General features: G+C 55.2%; 24 protein-coding genes and 1 pseudogene. 16 read left to right on the plus strand and 9 right to left on the minus strand.

Annotation, left to right across the window (positions count from 1 at the left end):
• Nucleotides 1-4: 4 nt before the first annotated feature.
• Together glcE and glcD are read right to left on the minus strand one after the other, a co-directional pair.
• Nucleotides 5-1,057, minus strand: a complete 1,053-nt coding sequence (glcE, locus tag ACMGF5_RS20065; protein WP_119688854.1) for a glycolate oxidase subunit GlcE — start codon at nucleotides 1,055-1,057, stop codon at nucleotides 5-7.
• Nucleotides 1,057-2,556, minus strand: coding sequence for a glycolate oxidase subunit GlcD (gene glcD / locus ACMGF5_RS20070; RefSeq protein ID WP_119688855.1), 1,500 nt, complete (start codon nucleotides 2,554-2,556; stop codon nucleotides 1,057-1,059). The genes glcE and glcD overlap by 1 nt, the downstream gene beginning before the upstream one ends.
• A 250-nt stretch (nucleotides 2,557-2,806) precedes the next feature.
• Here glcD and glcC point away from each other — a divergent pair, with 250 nt between their 5' ends.
• Nucleotides 2,807-3,586: a transcriptional regulator GlcC gene (gene glcC, locus ACMGF5_RS20075; RefSeq protein WP_119688856.1), complete on the plus strand. Its 780-nt coding sequence runs from the start codon at nucleotides 2,807-2,809 to the stop codon at nucleotides 3,584-3,586.
• Nucleotides 3,587-3,701: 115 nt separating this feature from the next.
• On the opposite strand, the gene ACMGF5_RS20080 is transcribed toward glcC, so the two are convergent.
• The 3 genes from ACMGF5_RS20080 to gcl all read right to left on the minus strand — a co-directional run bounded on the left by ACMGF5_RS20080 (nucleotide 3,702) and on the right by gcl (nucleotide 7,256).
• Nucleotides 3,702-4,595: a 2-hydroxy-3-oxopropionate reductase gene (locus ACMGF5_RS20080; protein ID WP_119688857.1), complete on the minus strand. Its 894-nt coding sequence runs from the start codon at nucleotides 4,593-4,595 to the stop codon at nucleotides 3,702-3,704.
• Between the two features lie 77 nt (nucleotides 4,596-4,672).
• Nucleotides 4,673-5,455: a hydroxypyruvate isomerase gene (gene hyi / locus ACMGF5_RS20085; protein ID WP_119688858.1), complete on the minus strand. Its 783-nt coding sequence runs from the start codon at nucleotides 5,453-5,455 to the stop codon at nucleotides 4,673-4,675.
• Between the two features lie 19 nt (nucleotides 5,456-5,474).
• Complete coding sequence (gene gcl, locus ACMGF5_RS20090) at nucleotides 5,475-7,256, minus strand: glyoxylate carboligase (RefSeq protein ID WP_119688859.1); 1,782 nt, start codon at nucleotides 7,254-7,256, stop codon at nucleotides 5,475-5,477.
• A gap of 111 nt (nucleotides 7,257-7,367) precedes the next feature.
• On the opposite strand from gcl, the gene ACMGF5_RS20095 reads away from it, so the two are divergent.
• Nucleotides 7,368-8,270: a LysR family transcriptional regulator gene (locus tag ACMGF5_RS20095; RefSeq protein ID WP_119688860.1), complete on the plus strand. Its 903-nt coding sequence runs from the start codon at nucleotides 7,368-7,370 to the stop codon at nucleotides 8,268-8,270.
• A 32-nt stretch (nucleotides 8,271-8,302) separates the two neighbouring features.
• On the opposite strand, the gene ACMGF5_RS20100 is transcribed toward ACMGF5_RS20095, so the two are convergent.
• On the minus strand, nucleotides 8,303-8,776 hold the full coding sequence (locus ACMGF5_RS20100) for a RidA family protein (protein WP_119688861.1): 474 nt from the start codon (nucleotides 8,774-8,776) through the stop codon (nucleotides 8,303-8,305).
• 171 nt (nucleotides 8,777-8,947) lie between these two features.
• A pseudogene (locus tag ACMGF5_RS20105) lies at nucleotides 8,948-9,082 on the minus strand (glutamate cyclase domain-containing protein); the annotation flags it as partial.
• On the opposite strand from ACMGF5_RS20105, the gene ACMGF5_RS20110 reads away from it, so the two are divergent.
• On the plus strand, nucleotides 9,066-9,680 hold the full coding sequence (locus tag ACMGF5_RS20110; RefSeq protein ID WP_119688862.1) for a substrate-binding domain-containing protein: 615 nt from the start codon (nucleotides 9,066-9,068) through the stop codon (nucleotides 9,678-9,680). The pseudogene ACMGF5_RS20105 and the gene ACMGF5_RS20110 sit on opposite strands and share 17 nt — an antisense overlap.
• Before the next feature lie 379 nt (nucleotides 9,681-10,059).
• Complete coding sequence (locus ACMGF5_RS20115) at nucleotides 10,060-11,523, plus strand: APC family permease (RefSeq protein WP_251962878.1); 1,464 nt, start codon at nucleotides 10,060-10,062, stop codon at nucleotides 11,521-11,523.
• Nucleotides 11,524-11,556: 33 nt separating this feature from the next.
• Here ACMGF5_RS20115 and ACMGF5_RS20120 read toward each other — a convergent pair whose 3' ends face one another.
• Nucleotides 11,557-12,450 (minus strand): LysR family transcriptional regulator, encoded by an 894-nt coding sequence (locus ACMGF5_RS20120; protein ID WP_119688865.1) that lies wholly within the window; start codon nucleotides 12,448-12,450, stop codon nucleotides 11,557-11,559.
• Nucleotides 12,451-12,797: 347 nt separating this feature from the next.
• On the opposite strand from ACMGF5_RS20120, the gene ACMGF5_RS20125 reads away from it, so the two are divergent.
• The 12 genes from ACMGF5_RS20125 (at nucleotide 12,798) to ACMGF5_RS20180 (ending at nucleotide 24,222) form a co-directional block, all read left to right on the plus strand.
• Nucleotides 12,798-13,775, plus strand: a complete 978-nt coding sequence (locus tag ACMGF5_RS20125) for a thiamine pyrophosphate-dependent dehydrogenase E1 component subunit alpha (protein ID WP_119688866.1) — start codon at nucleotides 12,798-12,800, stop codon at nucleotides 13,773-13,775.
• Between the two features lie 7 nt (nucleotides 13,776-13,782).
• Nucleotides 13,783-14,793 (plus strand): alpha-ketoacid dehydrogenase subunit beta, encoded by a 1,011-nt coding sequence (locus tag ACMGF5_RS20130; protein WP_286010448.1) that lies wholly within the window; start codon nucleotides 13,783-13,785, stop codon nucleotides 14,791-14,793.
• Nucleotides 14,794-14,798: 5 nt separating this feature from the next.
• Complete coding sequence (locus ACMGF5_RS20135; RefSeq protein ID WP_119688868.1) at nucleotides 14,799-15,923, plus strand: acetoin dehydrogenase dihydrolipoyllysine-residue acetyltransferase subunit; 1,125 nt, start codon at nucleotides 14,799-14,801, stop codon at nucleotides 15,921-15,923.
• Nucleotides 15,924-15,987: 64 nt separating this feature from the next.
• Nucleotides 15,988-16,743, plus strand: coding sequence for an SDR family oxidoreductase (locus tag ACMGF5_RS20140; RefSeq protein WP_119688869.1), 756 nt, complete (start codon nucleotides 15,988-15,990; stop codon nucleotides 16,741-16,743).
• Nucleotides 16,744-16,762: 19 nt separating this feature from the next.
• Complete coding sequence (locus tag ACMGF5_RS20145; RefSeq protein ID WP_119688870.1) at nucleotides 16,763-17,170, plus strand: GlcG/HbpS family heme-binding protein; 408 nt, start codon at nucleotides 16,763-16,765, stop codon at nucleotides 17,168-17,170.
• A gap of 30 nt (nucleotides 17,171-17,200) precedes the next feature.
• Entirely contained in the window at nucleotides 17,201-18,004 is an 804-nt protein-coding gene (locus tag ACMGF5_RS20150) for a putative hydro-lyase (RefSeq protein WP_119688871.1), read from the plus strand.
• 23 nt (nucleotides 18,005-18,027) lie between these two features.
• On the plus strand, nucleotides 18,028-18,477 hold the full coding sequence (locus tag ACMGF5_RS20155; RefSeq protein WP_414157127.1) for an OsmC family protein: 450 nt from the start codon (nucleotides 18,028-18,030) through the stop codon (nucleotides 18,475-18,477).
• 23 nt (nucleotides 18,478-18,500) lie between these two features.
• On the plus strand, nucleotides 18,501-18,791 hold the full coding sequence (locus tag ACMGF5_RS20160) for a putative quinol monooxygenase (protein ID WP_251962875.1): 291 nt from the start codon (nucleotides 18,501-18,503) through the stop codon (nucleotides 18,789-18,791).
• 43 nt (nucleotides 18,792-18,834) lie between these two features.
• Entirely contained in the window at nucleotides 18,835-19,608 is a 774-nt protein-coding gene (locus ACMGF5_RS20165) for a LamB/YcsF family protein (RefSeq protein WP_251962874.1), read from the plus strand.
• A gap of 4 nt (nucleotides 19,609-19,612) precedes the next feature.
• Nucleotides 19,613-21,211: an urea amidolyase family protein gene (locus ACMGF5_RS20170; RefSeq protein ID WP_119688875.1), complete on the plus strand. Its 1,599-nt coding sequence runs from the start codon at nucleotides 19,613-19,615 to the stop codon at nucleotides 21,209-21,211.
• Nucleotides 21,208-22,917, plus strand: coding sequence for an acetyl/propionyl/methylcrotonyl-CoA carboxylase subunit alpha (locus ACMGF5_RS20175; protein WP_414157128.1), 1,710 nt, complete (start codon nucleotides 21,208-21,210; stop codon nucleotides 22,915-22,917). The genes ACMGF5_RS20170 and ACMGF5_RS20175 overlap by 4 nt, the downstream gene beginning before the upstream one ends.
• Before the next feature lie 144 nt (nucleotides 22,918-23,061).
• Entirely contained in the window at nucleotides 23,062-24,222 is a 1,161-nt protein-coding gene (locus ACMGF5_RS20180) for a Gfo/Idh/MocA family protein (RefSeq protein ID WP_119688877.1), read from the plus strand.
• Nucleotides 24,223-24,328: 106 nt separating this feature from the next.
• On the opposite strand, the gene ACMGF5_RS20185 is transcribed toward ACMGF5_RS20180, so the two are convergent.
• Nucleotides 24,329-25,348 (minus strand): IS30 family transposase, encoded by a 1,020-nt coding sequence (locus tag ACMGF5_RS20185; protein WP_237858433.1) that lies wholly within the window; start codon nucleotides 25,346-25,348, stop codon nucleotides 24,329-24,331.
• Nucleotides 25,349-25,383 lie beyond the last annotated feature (35 nt).

A 25,383-nucleotide genomic window follows, 5' to 3' on the forward strand; every position in this document is an offset into this window, starting at 1 on the left:
TGTCCTACGCCTCCGAACCGACGCGGCCAGGGTTAAAAATGTTCTGAGGGTCGAACTGATTCTTTAGGTTTTTCTGGTATTTCATCAGCGCCTTGAAGATCGGGTGCAGTGATGAGTCACCTTGGGCATAGAGCGTCGCGTGCCCCCCTAGATGCTCCACAACCTCACGGATTGCATCGGCGCTTTCATTCGTTTTCAGCCATCGTTGGGATCCTCCCCAGTCCAGGATCTGCTTCCCTGGAAGAATGTACGGGGAGACATCGCTTGGCAGCGAAAGGCGCCACAAAGGTTCCGAGCTTTTGAAAAAGTCTGTCTCGTGTTCGCGCAAATCTCTCCAGAAGCCGTTATCGAGAGGTTCACCTCCGAGAATGCTCAACGCAGATTTGACAGAACCATCCCCGCCCTCGATACGCAAGTGGAGCAGCGAGCCGTCATGACATGCGGCGCTGATAGGAATTGGCTGCTGCCCCCAGCGAGCAAGGTTGGCTAGAGCCTGAGCGGGATCCATATTGAGGGACAAGCTCGCAGAAGCACGAGGTTTAGGCAGCACTTTTAGGGAGACTTCAGTGATGACGCCGAGGGTGCCAAAACTTCCCGCCATCAGGCGTGAGAGGTCGTAACCTGCAACGTTCTTCATCACCTCACCGCCGAAGCGTAGTAGCTTGCCGTTCCCGATGATCACTTGGACACCGAGTACATAGTCCCTCACTGCTCCCGCCCAAGGACGGCGTGGGCCAGACAGCCCGGAGGCAACCATCCCGCCGACGGTTGCATCTGGCCCGAAATGTGGCGGCTCGAAGGGAAGCATCTGACCGGCATGATCCAATGCAGCTTCGATCTCCCACAGCGACGTACCGGCACGAGCGGTGATTACAAGCTCGGTTGGATCGTAATTGACAATGCCGCGATGAATGCGCGTGTCCAGCACTTCGCCAGAGACGTGGCCTCCAAGCATGTGCTTGCTGTTGCTGCCTTGGATGCGAAGGGGGATGTCTTCGTTGAGGGCGTAATTGACCTGTTCGAGGAGATCAGCGCTGTTGTCGTGATCGTATTGCATCAGAAGCGCTCCAGCTCAGGAAAGGGCAGATTGCCGTGGTGGATATGCATTGAGCCGAACTCAGCACATCGATTCAGCGTTGGAATGTTCTTTCCTGGGTTGAGCAAATTGTGTTGGTCAAAGGCGTTTTTCACTGCATGCATCAGGGTGATCTCGTCACCGTTGAACTGAGCGCACATTTGGTTGATTTTTTCTCGCCCTACGCCGTGCTCGCCTGTGATGCTCCCACCCACTTCAACACACAGCTCAAGGATTTTTCCTCCGAGCGCTTCAGCGCGTCCCAGTTCGCCTTCTTGGTTGGCATCGAAGAGGATCAGGGGGTGCATATTTCCGTCGCCCGCGTGGAATACGTTCGCTACCCGCAAGCCGTATTCATTGGAAAGCTCCTCGATTCCATTGAGAACACGAGGAAGCTGTCGACGTGGAATGGTTCCATCCATGCAGTAGTAGTCAGGAGAGATCCTGCCCACGGCAGGGAAGGCATTCTTCCTACCAGCCCAGAAACGAGTACGTTCTGCTTCATCGCGAGCGATCCGGACTTCGGTTGCGCCGGCTAATTCCAGAATGGTTTTGACTCGGTCGCAATCTTCCTGAACATCTGCTTCAACGCCGTCCAACTCGCACAGCAGCATGGCTGCCGCTTCAACTGGATAGCCAGCATGGATGAAGTCCTCGCTGGCCCGGATAGAGAGGTTGTCCATCATCTCCAGTCCACCGGGAATGATGCCGGCGGCGATGATGTCAGCGACTGCTGCCCCTGCTTTTTTTACTGAGTCGAAGCTTGCAAGCAGCACTCGTGCGACCTGGGGTTTCGGAAGCAGCTTGACCGTCACTTCCGTGATTACGCCGAGCATTCCTTCCGACCCTGTGAAGAGAGCTAGCAGGTCAAGACCAGGGCTATCTAGCGCATCGCTACCCAGCGTAAGTGCCTCTCCCTCGATAGTGAGGATGTTGACCTTCAGGATGTTGTTAACGGTCAGCCCATATTTCAGGCAATGCACACCGCCCGCGTTTTCAGCCACGTTCCCGCCGATGGAGCACGCAATTTGTGAAGAGGGGTCTGGCGCGTAGTACAGGTCAAAAGGTGCCGCAGCTTGGGAGATAGCTAGGTTGCGAACACCTGGCTGAACCTTGGCAAACCGACCATGCGGATTCACCTCAATGATCTGGTTGAATCTTGCCATCACGAGAAGAATGCCTCGCTCGTGCGGCAAGGCGCCGCCCGACAGTCCTGTTCCGGCTCCGCGAGCCACTACAGGGACACGGAGCTCAAAGCAGGTTCTCAGGATGGTTTGCACCTGATCGATTCTGGTGGGGATTACGACCAGCAGGGGCATGACGCGATAGGCTGACAGGCCGTCGCATTCGTAAGGTCTGAGCTCTTCTGGCGAAAACAGAATTTCAAGATCAGGTATCGCTGTTGATAGCTGATTTAACACGTGGTCTTTGTCGACGTTGGGCAATGCACCATCGACACGCTCATCATGGAGAATGTTCATCGCGCTCTCGCGTTAGGCTTTTATTCTTGTGTGCTTTGCCCCTGTCTCAAATGGGTTGCGTCTGGCAGGAGCTAGGGGCGAATCCAACACTGAGCGGGTGCTTCCATCATGTCGACGACCAAGCGCTCTGGTACGACCAGTTTTTAGGGCCTTGACAACGAAGTTCCTATGGCTCAGGTCACGCGGGGGATAAAATGAGCCGCGTCGTCCTGCAATTCACGGCTGGTCGTACCAGTCCTCAGGAGTCTTGATGGAAAATTCGCACTCGGGCAAACAAGAAAAAACCCAAGTCGCTGACCAGGTAGCCGAACGCATTGAACGGTTGATCGTTGATGGGGTGATCAAGGTTGGCCAAGCGCTACCCTCTGAGCGACGTCTGATGACCAAGATGGGCTGCTCACGTTCAGCGCTTCGCGAAGGACTCCGGGTTCTCCGTGGCAGGGGAATCATCGACACTGAGCATGGACGTGGCTCGTACGTGGCCGATCTTTCGAATACCGAAGCAACGCAGCCAATGATGTATCTCTTTAGCTCTCAGCGTAGAACCCTCTACGATTTGCTCGAGGTGAGAGCACTGCTCGAAGGTGAGTCAGCAAGGCTCGCTGCGCTAAGGGCCACCGATGTCGATCGGTTGCTGATCCATAAGCGTTACGAAGAAATGCTCTCCGCGCATTCAGATCCTCAGCATCATGATGCTAAGGAGCAGGCTAGGCTCGATCACGCTTTCCATCGATCAATAAGTGAAGCCTCTCACAACCCCGTCCTTGTTCACACGCTACAAGGCTTAAGCGAGCTAACCCTGAGTACGGTCTTCGCGTCCGTCAACAATCTCTACTGTCGTCCTGCCCAAAAGCGTCAGATTGATAGGCAGCATTCGCGGCTTTATCACGCGGTGATGGAGCAACTTCCCGAACAGGCTCAGCGAGCTGCGCGCGACCACATTAATGGTATTCGAGACAGTCTTCGAGATATCGAGGATGAAGAGCAGAGATTGGTACGAGCTACGATGCGACTTGAGGGATGGCACTGAAGGATGGGCCGTAAGGTATCTTGATGTGGCGTCGAAGTAGTGAGGAGAGGGGAAGAGAAATTTTAGGTCGTTAGGCTAGGCAGTAGCGCGGACTACTACCCAGCCTAACTGCCCCTTAGAGCTTATCGCGAATCGAGAAATTCGCCATATGCTCCAAGCCTTTGATCAACGCAGAATGATCCCATTCACCGCCACCCAGGGCGACACAAGTGCTAAACACCTGCTGTGCGTTCGATGTATTTGGAAGGTTCAGCCCAAGTTCCTTAGCGCCCTGCAGAGCTAGGTTCAGGTCTTTTTGGTGCAGGTTGATGCGGAAGCCGGGGTCGAAGGTTCCTTTAATCATGCGCTCAGCATGAACCTCAAGAATCTTCGAGGATGCGAAGCCGCCCATGAGCGCCTCGCGAACCTTGGCCGGGTCAGCTCCGTTCTTGGACGCGAACAACAGTGCTTCACTGACAGCCTGGATGTTGAGAGCAACGATGATCTGGTTGGCAACCTTGGCGGTTTGACCGTCGCCATTGGCGCCAACGCGATTGATGTTTTTACCCATCACTTCGAACAGCGGGTAAGCACGGTCGAATGCAGCTTGAGAGCCGCCCACCATGATGCTGAGGGTGCCCGCTTTAGCGCCTACTTCACCACCAGACACAGGCGCATCCAGGTAGCTCGCACCTGTGGCATTGATCTTCTCAGCAAACGCTTTGGTGGCAGTTGGCGAGATCGAGCTCATATCGATGACGATCTTGTTTGGGCCGATGCCTTCTGCAACGCCGTTTTCCCCAAACAGAACGCTCTCTACTTGAGGGGTGTCCGGCACCATCACAATGATGACTTCAGCTTCCTGGGCAACCTCTTTAGGGTTAGCCAGGCTGATCGCACCTGCGTTTACCAGATCATCTGGTGCTGAGCTATGGTGAGTCGAAACGTAGACTTGGTTACCCGCTTTTTGCAGGTTCAAGGCCATGGGGCGACCCATGATGCCTGTGCCAATGAAGCCAACTTTTGCCATGATTCACTCCTTACGGATTGCGGTCTTGCCGCAATAAGCTGTGCGATCCCTGAGGGATCGCACCTGCACTAGCTTGCTTAGATCACATTGTGGGTTTTGATCCAGCCAAGACCCGCTTCTGTCGTGGTCAGAGGCTTGTACTCTGCTCCCACCCAACCTTGGTAACCGATCCGATCCAGGTGCTCGAACAGGACGCGATAGTTGATTTCGCCGGTGCCTGGCTCGTTACGGCCAGGGTTGTCCGCGAGCTGGATGTGGTTGATTAGCTGCAGATTGGTTTCCATGGTGCGCGCCAGGTCACCTTCCATGATCTGCATGTGGTAGATGTCGTACTGCAGGAACAGGTTGTCACTGCCCACTTCGGCCTGGATTTCCAGGGCCTGCTGGGTGGTGTTCAGGTAGAAGCCCGGGATGTCGCGGGTGTTGATCATTTCCATGACCAGGCGAATACCGGCGGCCTTGAGCTTGTCGGCGGCGTAGCGCAGGTTTTCGACGAAGGTCTTGCGCACGGTGGAGCAGTCCGGGCCTTGTGGGCGAATGCCGGCCAGGGCGTTGACCTGGGTGTTGCCCAGCACCTTGGCGTATTCGATGGCCTTGTCGACACCGGCACGGAATTCTTCGACACGGTCGGGGTGGCAGGTGATACCGCGCTCACCTTTGGCCCAGTCGCCGGCAGGCAGGTTGAACAGCACCTGGGTCAGGCCGTTGGCTTCCAGCTGCTGCTTGATGTCGGCAGCGCTAAAGTCGTACGGGAACAGGTACTCGACGCCTGTGAACCCGGCATTGGCGGCAGCACTGAAGCGCGCGAGGAAGTCGTGTTCGGTGAACAACATCGAAAGGTTGGCTGCTAAACGTGGCATCTGGCTGTCCTCACAAGTCTCAAGAATTGCTCAACGGCACAATCGAGGTCGGCGCATCGCTGGCGAATACTGCCAGCTCTTCGAACTCTTTAATTGCGTCGATTTCGGTCCCCATGGAGATGTTGGTCACTCGCTCCAAAATCACCTCAACGACCACTGGTACCTGGTACTCTTGAGCCATTCGCTGGGCTTCCCTGAGAGCAGGGGCAATCTCAAATGGCTCGAACACGCGAATCGCTTTACAGCCCAGACCCTCGACAACCGCGACGTGATCCACGCCGTAACCATTGAGCTCTGGGGCGTTGATGTTTTCGAAGGCCAGCTGGACGCAATAGTCCATCTCGAAACCGCGCTGGGCCTGACGAATAAGACCCAGATAGGAGTTGTTCACCAGGACGTGAACGTACGGCAGGTTGAACTGAGCACCGACAGCCAGCTCTTCGATCATGAACTGGAAATCGTAGTCGCCGGACAACGCAACGACCTGACGGCTTGGGTCAGCTTTGACTACACCCAGTGCAGCTGGGATCGTCCAGCCCAGAGGGCCCGCCTGGCCACAGTTGATCCAGTGACGTGGTTTGTACACGTGCAAGAACTGAGCGCCGGCAATCTGTGACAGGCCGATGGTAGAGATGTAGCAAGTGTCCTTACCGAATACTTGGTTCATTTCTTCATAAACGCGCTGAGGCTTGACCGGTACGTTGTCGAAGTGGGTCTTGCGCTGCAGAGTGGCTTTGCGTTGCTGACAGCTCTCAAGCCACGCTTGTCGGCATTTCAATTTACCAGCGGCTTTCCATTCGCGGGCGACTTCAAGGAACGCTTCCAGTGCTTTTCCAGCGTCGGAAACGATGCCCAAGTCCGGGGTGAAAACGCGGCCAATCTGGGTCGGTTCGATGTCGACGTGAACGAACTTGCGGCCCTTGGTGTAAACGTCCACCGAACCGGTGTGGCGGTTTGCCCAGCGGTTACCGATGCCGAATACGAGGTCAGACTCGAGCAGCGTGGCATTACCATAACGGTGCGATGTCTGGAGACCGACCATGCCGACCATTTGTGCGTGGTCGTCCGGGATGGTGCCCCAGCCCATCAGCGTAGGGATAACCGGTACGCCGGTAAGCTCAGCGAACTCGACAAGCAGGTCGCTCGCATTGGCGTTGATAACGCCGCCACCGGAGACGATCAGTGGGCGCTCGGCGTCGTTGAGCAGTGCAAGTGCCTTTTCAGCCTGGATACGTGTCGCGCTTGGCTTGTGTACTGGCAGCGGCTCGTACGCGTCAATGTCGAATTCGATTTCGGCCATTTGCACATCGAATGGCAGGTCGATCAGGACGGGGCCTGGGCGTCCAGTACGCATTTCATAGAAGGCTTTCTGGAATGCGTAAGGAACCTGACCCGGCTCCAGAACTGTGGTGGCCCACTTGGTCACAGGCTTGACGATGTTGGTGATATCGATAGCCTGGAAGTCTTCCTTGTGCAGGCGGGCACGTGGAGCTTGGCCGGTGATGCAAAGAATTGGAATAGAGTCAGCGGAGGCACTGTACAGGCCCGTGACCATGTCAGTCCCGGCAGGGCCGGAGGTGCCAATGCATACGCCGATGTTACCTGGGTTGGCCCGCGTGTAGCCCTCGGCCATATGCGAGGCGCCTTCGACGTGACGAGCGAGGACGTGATCGATACCACCGACTTTCTGCAGGGCGGAGTAAAGTGGGTTGATGGCGGCACCCGGAATACCGAAAGCCGTATCGACTCCTTCGCGACGCATCACCAGGACGGCGGCATCGATTGCTCTCATTTTGGACATACTCTTTCCTCCAGGAAATCGATATCTTTTTGTAGTGGCCTCCAGTCTGGACGAGCGGGATAGTGGCTTGAAGATCCCAAAATGAGTTTCTGTCGATATAAAAGGTATCGAATGGCACGTTTCACTGAACTGCAGAGTTTCATCCAAATCGCACAGAAAGGGAGCTTTGCGGCTGCCGCCTTGAGTGAGGGTGTCACGCCAGCCATGTTGGGTAGGCGGTTGGACTCGTTGGAGAAGCGGTTGGGTGTAAAGCTGATGCACCGTTCTACCCGCGGTTTGCACCTGACAGAGCTGGGTGAGCAGCTATTGGAGCGCGCCAAGGATCTCGTTCGTGAATTTGATGAAATGGAAGCGAGCATCAGCAACAGCGCCAAGCTGGTGACGGGGAACCTGATGGTCTCGGCCCCGGCTGCATTTGGCCGGTTACATGTCGCGCCACATGCGCTTGGGTTCCATCAGAAATTTCCGAATTTGAAGTTGTCCTTCAACCTGACCGATAGCCTCGTCGACCTTGTGAGTGAGGGGTACGACCTGAGCATTCGCATTGGCTGGGTGACCGACCCGAACTACGTGGCGGTGAAGCTTTGCTCCAATCGCAGGGTGGTCTGTGGTACGCAGGAATACTTCGAGAAGCATGGGAAGCCAACCAGTCTGGAGCAACTCGCCAATCACAACTGTCTGGCCTTCACATCGCAGGGGGGCCAGCCACGGGGGTGGACATTCCAGCGAGAGGGCAAGCAGGTGGCCATGAGGGTGAGCGGAAGTATGGCTTGCAACGATGGTGAGCTGCTCTTCTCCTGGATGAGGCAGGGGCTAGGCATTGGTTGGCGTTCGACTTGGGAGATCCATCGTGAATTGGCGAGTGGAGAATTGGTGACGGTGCTGGACGAGTTCGCACTGCCAGATTACGACATTCAGGCGGTGTATCCTCAGCAGCGTTTTCTGCCTGCCAAGGTGCGTCACTTCATCGACTACTTGAGGCACATCTACCAGCAGCCAGACTACTGGTTGTGAAAATTGAGGCGGGTAGAACCGCCCCACAGCTGTTAATGCTTCAGGAGAAATGCTGCCTCGATTTCGACCGCCATCCCTGAAGGCAGAGAGGATGCGCCTGTTGCGATTCGCGCATGTTGCCCCGCAACACCGAGCACTTTGGCGATCAGGTCAGATGCTGCATCCAGCACCTGTGAGTGAGCAGTGAAGTCTTCTACGCAGTTTACGACACCTGCCAAGCGCACCGCAGTCACTACCTTTAAAGGGTCATCACCGGTGGCATTCGCTAAATGGCTAAGGATGTTGAGCGCGCATAGTTTGGCGGCTTCACGACCCTCTTCGATGGACAAATCGCGGCCCACTCGCCCCGAGTATTTCAGTTCACCATTAAGACGCGGCGCCTGTCCGGCAATGAAGAGAAAGCCCCCTGCTTTGATGGCGGGTACGTAGCTACCGCGTGGAGGGTCGACTGGAGGCAGCTCCAGGTTGAATTCACGCAGGGCTTCGGTGAAGGTTTTATAACTCACTTGATTTGTCTCCAGTCGCCTTGGTCGCCTTTCCAGTTGATCGAATGGCCCATCGCGCGCATCACGCTCCCTCGCAGTGCTCTGACCATGCCTTCGTATTCGCGCATTGCGATGCCGTCGTGAGCAGGTTCTGGCCCCATGAACATGCCATCTACCCCGCCGTGAGCGATGCAGAGCCGAGAGTGCCGCCACGATTCCGGTGGCGCCCCAGTTTGAAATGTTGGAAATCACAAGATAGTCAGCTGCGGTTACTGCACCTACACCACCTCGACCCGGGATACCGCAGTCCATGGCCTTTGGAGGCATTGTTGGCGTTGTACGGATTGGCCTGATTGAAACGGCTGTCTACACGCTGCTTCCTGAGCTGGTGAAACGCACCAAAACTGAGCTGCCAAACGTTAGCGTGACCTGGGTTGTGGGGTTGACTGCGGATCTTGTTGAACAGCTGAATAAGGGGGAGCTTGACTTGGTATTGTCGCTCGACAAGCAACCTCAGAGCCCTTATGCCGTCTCTGAAAAGCTGCTCACGCTCTCGACCAAGTGGATTGGCAAGCCCGGGTTGGTCGATAACCTGGCTGATGAGTCTTTCATTTTCTCGCACCAAATACTCACGCCCCTGAGCAACACCACGCCGTCCGATGATGCTGCTCGGACGGTGCAGAAGCTGGCCTTCAAATATGGCGTCAACCCCACGACCATTCAGCTGTCCAGCTCACCTTCGATATCGGCGCTGATCACGCTGATTCGAAATGGCATTGGTATCGGTGTTCTGCCTGCCGTCCTGGTACAAGAACATCTGGCCAGTGGCGAGCTTGAGATGCTGCCAGTGACTGCTCCACCTCCCATGGTCATCCATAGGTGGCATCTGACCAATGCGGGCTCGGCCACCTTGGGAGTGGCCTAACTGGTTTCACAGGTGGCCCTGGAGCAGGAGGGTGACCACGGGTGAGTCTGAACTAATGGCTTAAGTGTTAAGTTCTTGCAGTGTTGTGATAGGGCGCACACCGCTCACTGATAACCGGCCATTATCACAGACAATAGCTAATGAAAATTTGACGTTATCGAAGGGCGGCGCGAGGATGATCCACAGCGCGATGAGCACGCTCAACACGATGTTGAAATGTTGGATGGAACGCTCGATTGACTCCGAGTGAATCATTAGCATCTGTGTGCACTAAGCCGAGTATCCATCATAACAAAAATTGTGGCGCTTCACTTGAGTAATGACTACTGCCGTTTACTAAAGTTGCGCTTACGAGTCGAGGAGAAAGGAATAAATGGCTATGAGTATTGAGGCTTCCGAAAGCGTCGGAGACGCCGCAGTCAGTCAGAAGAAATTGTCGGGTAATATGGGTGCACTGAGCTTGGCTATGACGGTGCTGGCCTTTTCTGCACCGCTTACTACAGTTGCAGGATACATTCCGGTCTCTTTAATGTTCGGAGGCGTAGCGACGCCGCTCCTATTCGTTGTAGTCGCCTCGGTCATGCTGCTGTTTGGTATTGGTTATATCACGCTCAATAACATGGTTCGTCGATCCGGCGACTTCTACTCGTTCATTACTTATGGCTTAGGGAAATCAGCGGGTCTTGGAGCAGGGCTGACAGCTGCAGTTTCCTATTTCGTTCTTCTTGCAGGTATCACTTCCTACTTCGGTGTTGCGTGTTCTGATTTCCACCGAGGGCTCACAGGCTCAGCTTTCCCTTGGTATTTCTACTCTCTGACTTGCTGGGTCATCGTGGGTATTCTTGGTTACCTTCACGTTGAGCTCTCGGCAAAGGTACTGCTGTGGGTCATGTTGTCGGAGATCGTGGTGTGCCTGGGCTTCGCCTTCGGGGTGTTGAGCATCGGTGGTGATACGGGTATGGCGGCGTCCGCCCCCTTCTCGCCAGGTGAGCTTTCCAAGGAAGGTGTGAATATTCCTTTCGCGATGCTGTTCGCCGTATCGTTCTTCATGGGCTTCGAAGCTACCGCGCTGTACCGTGATGAAGTGCGAGACCCTGACAAGACTATCCGTCGCGCTACGTATGGGTCGATTATCTTCATCGGCGCGATGTACACCGTATGTGCTTATGCATTGGTCACCGCTTACGGTGAGAATGTGCAGCAGATTGCCACTGATTCCCCTGCTACCATGTTCTCCCTTGCGTTCAGCAAATACATCGATGGTCGCTTCCAAGTGATCGTTACGATCCTTGTGCTCACTTCGGCCTTCGCATCGGCCCTCTCTACTCACAACGTCCTTTCGCGTTACCTCTTCAACCTGGGTACTGACCGCGCGCTGCCGAAATTCCTTAGCCGCATTCATATGAAGCACTCGTCCCCATTCGCTGCTTCGATGAGTGTGTCCACGATGGTGCTCTGTGTGCTTATGCCGTTTATCGTCATTGGTGCAAAGCCCGAGCTTCTGTACGGCCAGCTCTCCGGCGTAGGTACTTCGGGTGTGATCATCCTGATGGCTGTGGTGAACCTCTCTGCTCTGACTTGGTATGTACGCAAAGGGCGTCACGGTGAGGTCAGCTTTGCAAAAGCCTTCCTGGCTCCGTTCATTTCGGGCGTTTTCTTCGTCGCCTTGGTTACCCTGGTTGCCTACCACTTCGACCTGCTGGTAGGTGGTGAGCCTGGTGAGCGTACCTGGATGCTGCTCTGCTTGATCGGTGTGCTGATTGCCGGTATGGGGCTGGCTCAATACTTCAAGGCCATGCGCCCCGAAGTCTATGAGCGACTGGGGCGAAACCCAGCAGCCTGACAATACAAAAAACGGAGCCTCGGCTCCGTTTTTTTATACCCGCCAATACTCGGCTGCGACTTTCTGGGCAAGCTGCGCAACCATCCGGTTTAGCGGCATGTCTGCGCGCTCGATGAAGCTTGCAGTGAACGACATCACTGGCATTTCATGCGTGGAGGAGACGGTGTGGAGCTTGCCGCTGGCCAGCTCATCGAACACGGCGTGCTCGGGAATGGCAGCTATACCAATCCCATCCATCGTCATGCGTACGATCGAGGACAACGAGGAGTTCGAGAAAAGCCGTACCTTGTGAAGCCCTTTGCGATCAAACATGTCTTTGAGCTGCCAGTACGGGCGTGTGTTCCTCGCGTACGTGATCACGGGGTGGGCTGCGATCTCTTCGAGCGTCAGCGGCTTATTGCCCAGTTCTAGCTTGGGCGATTTGATCCAGCTCATCGGGTAGCTGCACAGAGGAAGATTCTCTGCATTACCGATGTTCACCGGGCCCATCAGCAAGGCCACGTCGAGGGTGCAATCTGCGAGTCCCGTGGTCATGTTTGCGGTGCTGTCTACCACGACATCCAGAGTGATCTCGGGATATTCCTGGCTTAGTTGCTTCAAAAGGTCAGAGAGCCAAGTGTGCACGATGGTGTCCGAGGCGCCCAAACTGACGGTGCCACTCAGGCCTTTGCGGCCTGCAACAGCCTCAACCATTTCGCTTTCAAGCGCGATCATGCGCTCGGCATAAGTCAGCAGCTCCCGCCCTTGAGCTGTCAGAAAACACCCGCGCTTATCTCTCTCGAATAGCCGGCCATTGAGCTGTCTTTCAAGCTGCGCAATACGCGCAGACACGGCTGGCTGGGAGGTGTGAAGCTTGTCTGCCGCTTTGTGAAAACCGCCCAGCTGCGCAACCGCATAGAAGGTTTGAAGGCTTCGTAGATCGATCATGCTGCGCCTCATTCATCTTATTGTGTGGTGCGGTGTGGGGCTTGCCCTAGAGGGCTCGCTGCTGTCGAGCCGGCTGATACGTTACCGCAGAAAATGACGAAATGGCTCAGGTGGGAGAGCTTTTTTTGCGGCCCCTAAGAGACCTTACCGATAAGAACACGTTATCTCTGACAATCCGCAATCGCAATTGGACGTTATCAGTGGATCGCGAGACGATTGGGCTACGAGGCGATCACTGTCACCCAGGAGTCGGACGATCTTCAGGGTGCCCTCGGCGAAGAGAGCGTTGGACTGTGACGCACAATAACGACAAAACAAGTTGCAATACTCAAATGAGGAGAAGTGGAATGTTCTCGCCGCATTTGCCACGCGAACGGCTGCTGGAAGCCTATCGCACCATGCAAACGATTCGCTGTTTTGAAGAGCGTGTGATTAACGAGATGGGTACCGGTGACATCCCGGGCAGTACCCACCTCTATGCCGGCCAGGAGGCAAGTGCGGTTGGCGTATGCATGCACCTCACCGACGAGGACTATATTTCGTCGACCCATCGTGGCCATGGTCACTGTATCGCTAAAGGCTGCGATATCAATGCGATGATGGCCGAGCTGTTTGGCCGAGTCACTGGTACTTGTGGTGGTAAAGGTGGATCCCAGCACATTGCCGATCTGCGCAAAGGGATGCTGGGTGCTAACGGGATCGTTGCCGGTGGCGCTCCAATTACCTGCGGTGCTGCATTGAGTGCGAAGCTGCAGAATACAGATCGAGTTGCGATAGCCTTTGCGGGCGATGGTGCCATGAACGAAGGCGCAATGGCCGAGAGTCTTAACCTGGCCAAAATCTGGATGCTGCCAATCATCTTCGTGATCGAAGACAATGGCTTCGGTGAAGCGACAGCGAACGAATTCGTTTCAGCGGGTAGTTTCGTTCGTCGTGCTGAAGGCTATGACATCCCTTCTACTGAAATTGATGGCACTGACGTTTTCAAGGTCTACACCATTGCTGGCGAGGCGATTGCACGCGCCCGCTCAGGCGGTGGCCCATCCCTCCTGCATATTCGTGTTCCTCGTTACTACGGGCACTACAGCGGTGATCCGGATACCTATCGTACGCCGGAAGAGAAGAAGATCATGCGTCAGGAACAGGACTGCCTGATTAAATTCCGCACCAAAGTCACTGTAGAGTCCCTTGCAAACGTGGCTGCTCTGGATGCGATTGACGAAGAGGTTACGGTAGCAGTGAACGAATCTGTTGCGTTCGCTCGCGCTTCTGAATTCCCTCCAGTTTCTGCTCTCACCACCGACGTCTACGTGAAGTACCTGTAAGGAGGGCATCATGGCTAAAATTTCTTTCCGTCAGGCGCTGAACGATGCTTTGCGCCTGGAGATGCAGCGTGATCCGCGCGTGATCATGATGGGCGAAGACCTTACTGGTGGCGCTGGTGCAAACGGTGTCAAGGACGCTTGGGGTGGCGCGTTCGGCGTCACTCGCGGTTTGCTCGGTGAGTTTGGCCCAGAGCGTGTTCGCGATACCCCGATCAGCGAAACCGCGTTCATTGGTGCCGCAGCTGGTGCTGCGCTGACCGGTATGCGACCTATCGCTGAACTGATGTTCGTCGACTTCGCTGGGGTTTGCCTCGACCAGATCGTCAACCAGATCGCCAAATTCCGCTACATGTTTGGTGGTCATGCTCGAACTCCTCTGGTTATTCGAGCAACCTATGGTGCAGGTACCCGCTCTGCAGCCCAGCATACCCAAGCGTTTTACCCCATCTTCACTCATGTGCCTGGTCTGAAGGTGGTCATCCCGTCGAACCCTTATGACGCCAAGGGGCTGCTGCTTCAAGCCATTCGGGATGATGACCCTGTCATCTTCCTGGAGAACAAAATGCTGTACGACACCATGGGTGAAGTCCCCGATGGCGCTTACACCGTGCCATTTGGTGAAGCCCGTGTGGTGCGCGACGGTAAGGACGTGATGATCGTGGCCATCGGTCGTATGGTTCATATCGCAGAAGAGGCTGCGCGCAAGCTTCAGTCTGAAGGTATTTCTGCGTGCATTATCGATCCGCGAACCACTTCGCCGCTCGATGAAGAAACACTGATGGACTTCGCCGACGAAATCGGTCGTGTCGTCATCGTGGATGAAGCAAACCCGCGCTGTGGTATGGCTGCAGATATTTCGGCAATGCTGGCCGACAAGTGTTTCGACTCGCTTCGCGCACCGATCAAGATGGTTACCGCCCCGCACACCCCGGTTCCATATGCGCCCAACCTTGAGGACGCATATGTACCGAATGCCGATGCGGTCATCAAAGCGGTCAAGTCGATTGTTGAGAGGTAAGCGGTATGTCGATTGAAGCAGTCACAATCCCCAAATGGGGCATGACAATGACTGAGGGTCTTGTCGCTGAATGGCTGGTAGCCGAAGGCGACGAGGTTACCCGCGGTCAGGAAATCATTGAAGTCGAGTCGACCAAAACCACCAATGCGGTGGAATCAGCTGCCAGCGGCATTCTGCGTCGAATCGTCGTTCAGGTAGGTGTCACTGCACCGGTTGGCGCTTTGGTCGGCGTCATCGCTGATGCATCGGTGAGCGATGATGAAATCGAAGCATTCATTGCATCGTTTGCTGATGCCAATGATGCCGCTGAAGAAGAAGACTTGAACGCACCGAGCGTTAAGGCCGTGGATGTCGGTGACGGTCGAGTTGTGAATGTGCTGACTATGGGCGCCGATGGCGATGACACTGTTGTCCTGGTGCACGGTTTCGGTGGTGATCTTTCCACTTGGCTGTTCAACCAGGATGCGTTCGCTCAAGGGCACCGTGTGGTTGCAGTGGATCTTCCAGGTCACGGTGCGTCCACCCCGATTCAGGGCGACAAAGTCTTCGACGATCTGGTCAATGCGGTAGAGCGTGCGCTCGAATCAGCTGCGCCTGGCAAGATGCATATCGTTGCTCACTCGTTCGGCGGCGCTGTCGCTTCAGCTCTTGCTATTCGGCAACCCGGTCGGGTCGCTTCTCTGGCACTCATTGCTCCGGTAGGTCTGAGCAAGCAGATCAACAAATCGTTCCTGGATGACTTCATCTCGGCTGAACGTCGCAGGCCGTTGAAAGATGTCTTGGAACGTCTGCTGGCCGATCCGTCGAAAATCAGCAACGACATGATCGAAGGTACTTTGCGCTTCAAGCGCCTTGAAGGGGTTCCTGAGGCCCTGTCGGCGATCCGCGACACTATCGTTGATGCCGAAGGTCAGCAGTGTCATTGGATCGCTGGGACGATCGCCGACTTCAATGGCCCTGTTGCGCTTATCTGGGGCGATAAGGATCAGATCGTACCGCTGCCGGTTGATACACAGATTCCGTCTCAGGCCAAGCTGAGCATCATCAGTGGCGCAGGTCACATGCCGCAGATGGAAGCTGCTTCGCAAGTTAACTCGCTCGTTCTGGAAAACATTTCCCGAGCGAAGTGATGCATAACGCCATTGCAAATAAAGCGATGGCGTACTTCAAATAAAATATTTGAGCGAGGTTAATATGACCGATCGTTTGGCGGGTAAGCTCGTCCTTCTTACGGGAGGCGTAGCCAATATCGGGCTCGCTATTTTGGAGTCCTTTGTTCAAGAGGGCGCGAAAGTAGCAGTTGTAGATATCGATGCGGAGCGTGGTTCGAAAGTTGAGCAGCGTTTTCCGGGCATTGTAAAGTTTTTCCGTGCTGACCTTAGTAGCGAGACTGATGTCCGGTCGGTGGTGGGTAAGGCGGCAGATTGGTTGGGAGGTATTAATACCCTGTGCTTGAATGCAGGTATTCAGCTCTCCGGCAATGTTTCTGATTTTTCCACTGAAGCCTGGGACAAAGTCTACGACATCAATGTGCGCTCTAGCTTTATCTTCGTGCAGGAGTCCTTGACTCATTTGCGGAAGGCTAAGAAATCGTCCGTTGTCATGATGTCTTCGCTGGCTGGTAAGCGCGGCGCACCTGGCCTCACATGCTACTCGTCCTCTAAGGCCGCAGTGATTGGTATGGCAACGACCATGGCGATCGAGTTGGCGAAAGACGGTGTGCGTGTCAATGCTATTTGTCCTGGTTGGATCGACACTCCGTTCAATGCGCCGGTAATCGACTTCATCGGCGGCAAAGAGAAGCAAGAAGCGCGGGTTAAGTCGCTGATTCCGCTTGGTCGTCAGGCGACCGCTGATGAGGTTGCACCGCTATTCGTATTCTTGGCTTCGGACGAGTCCTCTTACATTACAGCCCAGGCAATTAATGTTTGTGGCGGTGCCTACAACTAGGTCAATAGGAGAGTTCACCATGTTGATCAAACACGAACTTGCCATGGCCGCTCTGCAGGCTGGTATCAAACGGGCCAAAGAACTCGATCAGCGCTCTTGCCTGTCGATCGTTGATGTAGGCGGTCATCTTGTTGGCTTCATCCGGGTCGATGATGCTGCTTTCGGTACGATTGAGGTGGCGACTAACAAGGCTTACACCGCCGCAGCGCTGCGCAATCCGACAGATACCTGGATGGCGATTACGCAGCCAGGGCAGGAGCTTTATGGGCTTGAGCGCTCCTGTGCACGTCCATTTGTAGTGTTCGGTGGCGGTCTGCCAGTGACCATCAACGGTGTAGTTGTGGGTGGTGTCGGCGTATCCGGTGGGCCGGAAGCAGCTGACGTTGAGATCGCGAAAGCAATGGTCGATGTCCTGCAAGCCCAGTAAGCGGTTTGAGTCGTTCACTTAGGTGCCAGAATGGAACCAATTAAAATAATGCAAGCGAAGTCTGCCGCTGAAGTAAGGCAGATGATCCGTGCTGGTGACCTGCGGGTTCCAACGAGCGGTTTCGCTGATGGATTTATGCAAGCCAATTTGATGATTCTGCCAAAGCGGTTTGCGGATGATTTCAAGGTCTTCTGCGATCTGAACCCTAAGAGCTGCCCGCTGGTTGCTATGGGGAAACCAGGTGACCCGACCCTTCCGCTGGCTGGTGAGATAGATATCCGTACGGACGTGGCGCGCTATCGCGTCTATCGGAACGGCGTTCATACCGAAACCGTTGATTCGCTGGTCGACCTGTGGCGAGACGATTTTGTAACGTTCGCTTTGGGCTGCTCGTTCTCTTTCGAGAATGCGATTCTGAATGCGGGCATCGAGATCCAGCACATTAGCGCGAACCGAAATGTGCCCATGTACATCACCAGCCTCCCGACCGAAGGGTATGGCCCGTTTAAAGGGTCGATGGTGGTGTCCATGCGAGCTTTCCGCCCGAAAGACACGATCAAGGCGATTGTCCTGTCTGAGCGTTTCCCGCTCGCTCATGGCGCTCCGGTTCACATTGGTGACCCATCGCTCATCGGGATCAAGGACATTGACCGCCCAGACTTCGGTGATGCTCCCGTTTATCGTGAAGGCGATATCCTGGGCTTCTGGGCTTGCGGTGTCACTCCGCAGATGGCTATCAAGCAAGCAGGCGTTGATATTGCTATAACGCATGAGCCAGGTTACATGTTAGTGACTGACCTTGCTGCCGATTCGCCTGATCTTTCTGTTGCCTAGTGTCAACTAACGAGGTATTTGTAATGTCCGAGCATTTTGCAAAAATTGTCTGGGCGGCAGTTGAGCACAAAGATAAGGCCGGCACCTACAGTCGTGACCTGGAAGTTGAATTTAGTAACCAAGTAAAAGTGGTCGCGTCTGCGGCGGCAGATTACTTAGGGTCTCCTGAGAAGGCGGATCCTGAGCAACTGTTGGTAAGTGCGCTCGCGAGTTGTCATATGCTGTACTTCCTGGCTATCTGCGAAGGGCAGGGGTACGTTGTTTCGAAGTATATTGATAATGCTAAAGGGATTGTTGCTAAACGTGAGGAAGGCGGTTTTTGGGTCTCTGACATCACGCTGAGTCCACATGTAGAGTTCAGCTCGGAGAAGCAGCCTGATCGGTCGGCTTTAGAACGTTTACATCACCGGGCTCATAAAGGTTGTTTCATCGCTAATTCGATTAAGACTGCTGTCAAAGTCGAGATCGCTTAAAACTTAACAAGCTAGGAGTAAAGATGATGGACAAACTGTATGTTGTTGCTGTGACCCACGCTCAGCCAGGCAAAGAGGCCGAGCTTCAAAAGGCACTGCTGGAGCTGGTCGCTTACGCTAAAACCGAGCCAGGGTTCGTGAAGTATGACCTCCACGTTTCGGAAGAAAATCCAGGCGAGTTTCTGTTCTACGAGATCTGGGACGATCAAAAGTCGCTGGATCTGCATTCCAGTACTGACAATATGAAAGCGTTCGGTGAAAAGTACGGTCACTTGGTCAAGTCGTCTTCGCTGAGCAAATATCAGCTGCTGTAATTGCTTGATCAGCCAACGTGATCTTCAGTAGGTGAGCAGGGATATGGTAAAGATTGACCTCAATAGCGACCTCGGCGAAAGCTTTGGCCCCTGGGCAATGGGAGACGATGCGTCCATGTTGGACATCGTCACCAGTGCGAACATCGCGTGTGGATTTCACGCGGGTGACCCCGCTGGCATCCTTTCGGTGCTGAAAGAAGCCGTTGCGCGTGATGTCGTTATTGGAGCTCACGTTGGTTACCGAGACCTGGTTGGTTTCGGTCGGCGGGTGATGGAGCCTTCCAGTTCAGAGTTGATAGGTGATGTGATCTATCAGATCGGCGCTTTGGAAGGCTTAGCCAAGGCCGCAGGAACCACTATCAGCTATGTCAAACCTCACGGTGCGCTGTACAACACCATCGCTAAGGATCGCAGGCAAGGCGCAGATGTGATTGCTGCAATCAAGGCGGTGAACCCCTCGCTTGCTTTGCTTGTCCTGGCAGGAGCCCCTATCGTCGAACAAGCGCGCCAAGCGGGCTTGAAGGTTGTATGTGAGGCTTTTGCCGACCGAGCCTATAACAGCGATGGATCGCTCGTTAACCGACGCATAGCAGGTGCCGTCATCCATGATCCTGAACTGATTACCCAGCGGATGCTGAGATTGGTTCGAGAGGGTGTCGTTGAGGCCGTCGACGGCAGTATCGTGCCATTACAAGCGGATTCGATCTGTGTCCATGGCGACAATTCCGCAGCGGTTCAGACTGCCAAAGCCCTTCGCGATGCTTTCGAAATGAACAATGTTCATCTATGCAGTTTTGCTGTCGTGAGCGAGGGTTGATCGCATGTCTAAGACACTGCAGTTTCTTCCGGCGGGCTCCAATCGCTTCATCGTTGAGCTTGATGATCTTGAATCGACCATCGCTCTCGGTGACGCGCTGAAGGCAGCCTGCATCGAGGGTGTGGCCGAGGTCATTCCAGGCGCTGTGACACTCCATGTGTCGTTTGACCCGCTTGCTACCTCAGCGCAAAAACTTTATGCGCAAATTTCCTCGCTGCGGCCCCAGGTTGGTTGCAGCCGTTCGGGCGATCTTGTTGAGATCCCGATGGCTTATGACGGTGAAGATCTCGCGTTTGTTGCCGGTTATCTGGGGTGGTCGGTACCTGAGCTGATTCGCCGCCACCGTGCAGCAACTTTCACCGTTGCATTCACGGGATTCGCCCCTGGATTCGCTTACATGACATGTGACGATCCTGAATTGGATGTCCCTCGTCGAGATAGCCCACGCGTGCGGATCCCTGCGGGCTCTGTAGCCCTCGCTGGCCGTTTTTGCGGCATTTATCCTTCTGATACACCAGGTGGCTGGCAGCTGCTGGGCGCCACGACAATACCGATGTGGGATGTAGACCGTGAGCAGGCGGCGCTATTGAAGCCCGGCGACCGGGTTCGCTTCGTCGAGGCCGTCACCGACCAACTACCAGCTCCGTCTGCCAAGGCCGAGTCGGCTTCAAGCTCGACTCAGATCGCTAAAGGCTTAAAGGTCGTTAGCACTGATAGGCCATTGTTGTTCCAAGATCTAGGCCGGGCTGGGAACGCTCACCAGGGTGTCTCTCAATCGGGCGCAGCTGATCTGCAGGCGCTGCGTCACGCCAACTCTTTGGTCGGCAACCACGAAGCAGCAGTGGCGCTCGAGGTGACCTACGGTGGTGCCGTTTTCGAAGCTGAGATTCCTCTGACTGTGGCCATAAGTGGAGCTCCAGCCGGTCTCACTCTCACTACCGCAGATGGGCGTACCAGAACACTTCCCCCTCATGCTCCGATTGCATTGGATGCCGGTGACACCTTGGCCCTGAGTGTGCCAACGCAAGGTGTTCGAAGCTATGTTGCTCTGCGAGGTGGCTTTGCTGCCCCGAAAGTATTGGGGTCAGCGTCGACCGATACACTCGCGAAAGTCGGGCCAGGCTCGATCACTTCTGGCGTGAGCCTGCAGCCATCGAATGATGTGCGTGGCTCCGTTTCTGCGTACGCATCGCAGGCCCCCAAGTTGCCTGCAAGTAGCGACATTGTGGTGCTCGACGTGGTGATGGGGCCGCGCACTGATTGGTTTACCCCTGAAGCGATTCGCACGTTCACTGAGCAATCCTGGGCAGTAACACCAGAGTCGAACCGCGTGGGTGTTCGGCTCAATGGCACGAGTGCGCTATCTCGCGAGTGTGCTGACGAGCTTCCCTCGGAAGGTACTTCTCGGGGGTCGATTCAAGTACCCCGCAATGGTCAGCCTGTGCTGTTCCTCGCAGATCACCCACTTACTGGCGGCTACCCGGTCATTGCCGTAGTAGCCGAGCATCACCTCTCATTGGCGGCGCAGATCCCGATTGGTGCACGCATCCGCTTTAACGCTATCGCTGGCTTTGATCCGCAAGTAAAGGAAATCGATCGATGAAGAAGTTACTCATCGCTAACCGAGGCGAAATCGCAATCCGGATTATCCGAGCTGCGAAGGATTATGGTGTGACTTCCGTTGCCATCTATTCGGACGTCGACGCATCATCCCTTCATGTGGAGCTGGCTGACGAAGCCTACGGTCTCGGCCCAGGTCGACCAGTCGACACCTATCTCAATATCCAGAAAATTGTTGAGATCGCCAAACGTGCTGGGGCTGATGCTGTACACCCTGGCTATGGTTTCCTGTCGGAGCGGGCCGAGTTCGCGCAGGCGGTTCTTGATGCCGGCTTGGCTTGGGTGGGGCCTTCTCCACAGGTAATCCGGGCGTTGGGTGATAAGGTCGAAGCTCGACATATCGCGCAAGCAGTTGGAGCACCTTTGGTAAAAGGTACTCCAGGCCCGCTTGCGAATGCCCGTGAAGCGGTCGCATTTGCCAAGGAAGCTGGTTTGCCGCTTGCTATCAAGGCGGCGTTCGGTGGCGGCGGTCGCGGTATGAAGGTTGCGCATAAGCTGGAGGAGGTGGGGCAGCTCTTCGATTCGGCAGTGCGTGAAGCAACTGAGGCGTTCGGACGTGGTGAGTGCTACGCCGAGCAATTCCTGGAACAACCCCGTCACATCGAAGCGCAGGTGATTGCTGATACCCACGGCAATACCGTGGTGCTTGGCACTCGCGACTGTTCGCTGCAACGCCGCAATCAGAAACTGGTGGAGGAGGCGCCGGCGCCATTCATCTCTGAAGAGCAGCGTGAAGCAATTCATAATGCTGCCCGGGACATCTGCAGCCGAGCCGGCTACGTCGGTGCAGGTACTGTTGAGTTTCTGCTCTCCCGTAACGGGACGATTTCTTTCCTGGAAGTGAACACCCGACTGCAGGTTGAGCACCCTGTTACAGAGGTCACCACCGGCATCGACATCGTGGTTGAGCAATTGCGTATTGCTGATGGCCTTCCACTGTCCGTATTGGAAACTCCGGTTTCTCGCGGGCATGCGTTCGAGTTTCGGATCAACGCTGAGGATCCTGGGCGTGGCTTCTTGCCCACACCAGGTCGTATTGAGAAGTTTCGCGCCCCATCGGGGCCCGGCGTTCGTCTCGACACGGGCGTCGAGAGTGGATCCTCCATTCCAGGGCTCTACGATTCCATGATGGCTAAACTCATCGTGTTCGGTGAGACGCGTGAGCAAGCGGTGAACCGAGCTCGTCGGGCATTGGCAGAATTCCAGATCGAAGGTGTGGCTTCTGTTCTTCCTTTCCATCGGGCTGTCATGGAGGAACCGAAATTCAATGGTACTGATTCGTTCGGTGTCTACACCAACTGGATTGAGACGGAGTTCCAAGGTTTGCCTCCGGCAGACCGTGTAGATTACTCCGAAGAACAGTTGGTTCGGTGCGTAATTGAGATTGATGGAAAGATCCACCGTCTCGGGGTTCCCTCAGCACTGTTCTCATTCAATAAAGCAAGTACTGAATCTCCCGTGGTGACGAACTCCGAAAATGCTAATTCGGTAAGCTCTCCTATTCCAGGTACTCTGCAGCAGTGGCTTGTTGAGGATGGGGCAGTTGTTAATGAGGGCGAAATCATTGCTCTCGTCGAAGCGATGAAAATGGAAACTCAAGTGCTTGCCAAGTTCAGTGGGAAAATCAATATCCTGGTAGGCGCCGGATCTGCTGTTACGCTCGGTGAAGAATTAGCGACAATTGGCTAATATTTATTCCGGCCGGTCGGGTAGAGTAGTGCCGTTTTAGGCGGCACGTTATTAACGTGGTGTCCAGCATCTGAAAAGGATCGTTGGGGTAGGTTTAACAGAAGCAGGGTGAGACACGCAGTCAGCCCTAGAGGAGTAAGGATCGTGAAAAAATACAATGTCGCACTGATCGGCACTGGCTTCATGGGTAAGGCCCATTCGATCGCCACTGCAGTTGTTCCAATCCTGTTTGGTGCCCCAGTCGAAATCGAGCGTAAGGTAGTTGTCGATATCGATGAAGAATTGGCGCAAAACGCAGCTAAGCAGTATGGGTTTACCGAGTACGCTACTGACTGGCGTGACGTTGTGAACCGCCCAGATATCGACATCATCGATATCTGCACCCCAAACGACACTCACGCAGAGATCGCAATTGCAGCGGCATTGGCTGGTAAGCACGTTATGTGTGAGAAGCCGATGTCGATGACTGTTGAAGAAGCTCAGCGTATGCAGGAAGCCGCCCGGGAAACCGGTGTGGTGACCATGGTTTCTTATAACTATCGGCACACTCCAGCGGTTCAAATGGCCAAGCGCCTGATTGACGAAGGCCGCATCGGTGACATTCTGAACTTCCGTGGTTACTACCTGCAAGACTGGGGCGCTGACCCTGAGCTGCCGCTGTCCTGGCGCTTCAACAAAGCGAAAGCAGGTTCCGGCACTCTGGGCGACATCGGTACTCACGTTATCGACGCTGCTCGCCTGCTGGTAGGTGAGTTCGCCTCGGTGAACTCGATCGTCAAGACCTTCGTGCAAGAACGTCCGCTGCCAGCTGGCCGATTCTTTGGCCCCGCTGGTCAAGCTTCGAGCGAGCGTGGCAAGGTTGACGTAGATGACGCCGCACTCACTATGATCAAGTTTGCTAACGGTGTGTATGGCACCATTGAGGTGACTCGAAATGCGTGGGGCCACCACAACCAACTCGGTTTTGAAATCTACGGTACCAAGGGTTCTATCGCCTTCGACTACCAGCGCCTCAACGAACTGCGCGTTGCTTTCGCAGATGATCCTAAGGATGCTTTCGGTTTCCGTACCATTTACTCGGGCCCTCACCAGCCGTTCGGCGACAAGCTGTGGCCAGTTGCCGGTATGGGCCAAGGCTACATCGATATCAAATCGATCGAGTGGTACAACTTCCTGAAAGCCATCGCTGAGAACGGCAAAGCTTCTCCGAACTTCGATGACGGCCTGCAGATCGAGCGAATTGCCGACGCCATCCTGACTTCGGGCGTGAGTGGCGATTGGGAGCATATCGAGCAGCCTGCTTGATAGCTGAACACTAGCCTAGGGTAGGCGTGATCTCGGTCACGCCCGCCTGTCCCACCGTAACGTTTGAGACTGCAGGAGAGGCGGCCTCAGGTTCCAAGTGCAACACTCAGTTGATAGTGTTGAGCCGATTGGTTGCCAGCAGTTGCAGATGATCCGTCAACACTTCAACAGGGAATTTCCAGCCCAATGTCTGACGAGGTCGGGTGTTGAGCAAGTCGGCAATCTCGTCCAGCCGCTCCTGGCTAACCAGCGACAAATCGGTGCCCTTGGGTAAGTACTGCCGGAGCAGGCCGTTCGTGTTCTCGTTGCTGCCTCTTTGCCAAGGGCTGTGCGGGTCAGCGAAGTAGATCTTCATTCCCGTACGAGCTGTCAGCTCTTGATGCTTGGCCATCTCGCTGCCTTGGTCATGGGTCATGGTTTTCAGCAGCGCCGGTGCCATACGCGAAAGTTCTCGCGTCATCCCCTCTAGCGCGGCGTCTGCGGTGGGCGCATCCAACTTGGCCAGGATCACGAAACGGCTCGTGCGCTCGACCATCGTCGCTACTGCCGAGCGATTGTTCGCGCCCATGATCAGGTCGCTTTCCCAATGACCTGGCACTTGTCGACCTTCGACCTCTTCAGGCCGGTAGCGAATATTCTGTTCAGCTGGATAGCGCTCGCGCCGAGCTGGCGCAGTGCTGCGAGTACGCCGCTTGCTGCCGCCCTGGCGCAGGTAACCAATGAGTTGACGCTTAAGCTCGCCGCGTGGGTATGCATAGATTGTCAGGTAGATCGTTTCGTGACTCACATGCCGCTCAGGATTATCAGGCCAGTAGTCCTTGAGTCTGGCGGCAATTTGCTGAGGAGACCAGCCCTTGGCCAACATGCTGTGTACGACCTGGAACAGTTCAGAACCAGGGGCAAGAAGCTTGCTGCGCCTCGGGACGTGTCTGAGGGCACGGGCTCGAGCACCGGCAGTGCTGGCGTCATAGTGCCCAGGCTGCGACTGGCGCCGCACCTCTCGACTCAGCGTGCTGGGTTGGCGCCCAAGAACTTGGGCGATGGCTCGCAGCGAGGCGCCTTGCATACGCATGATCATTAGCGTTACGCGCTCTTCGATGGTCAAGTGGGTGTAGTGAGTAGTCATGCAGCACCTTACCTCGGGTGTTGCACTTGGTCACT

Origin of the sequence: Pseudomonas sp. BNK-15 (assembly GCF_047456105.1) — a bacterium.
Taxonomy (GTDB): Bacteria; Pseudomonadota; Gammaproteobacteria; order Pseudomonadales; family Pseudomonadaceae; genus Aquipseudomonas; species Aquipseudomonas putida_E.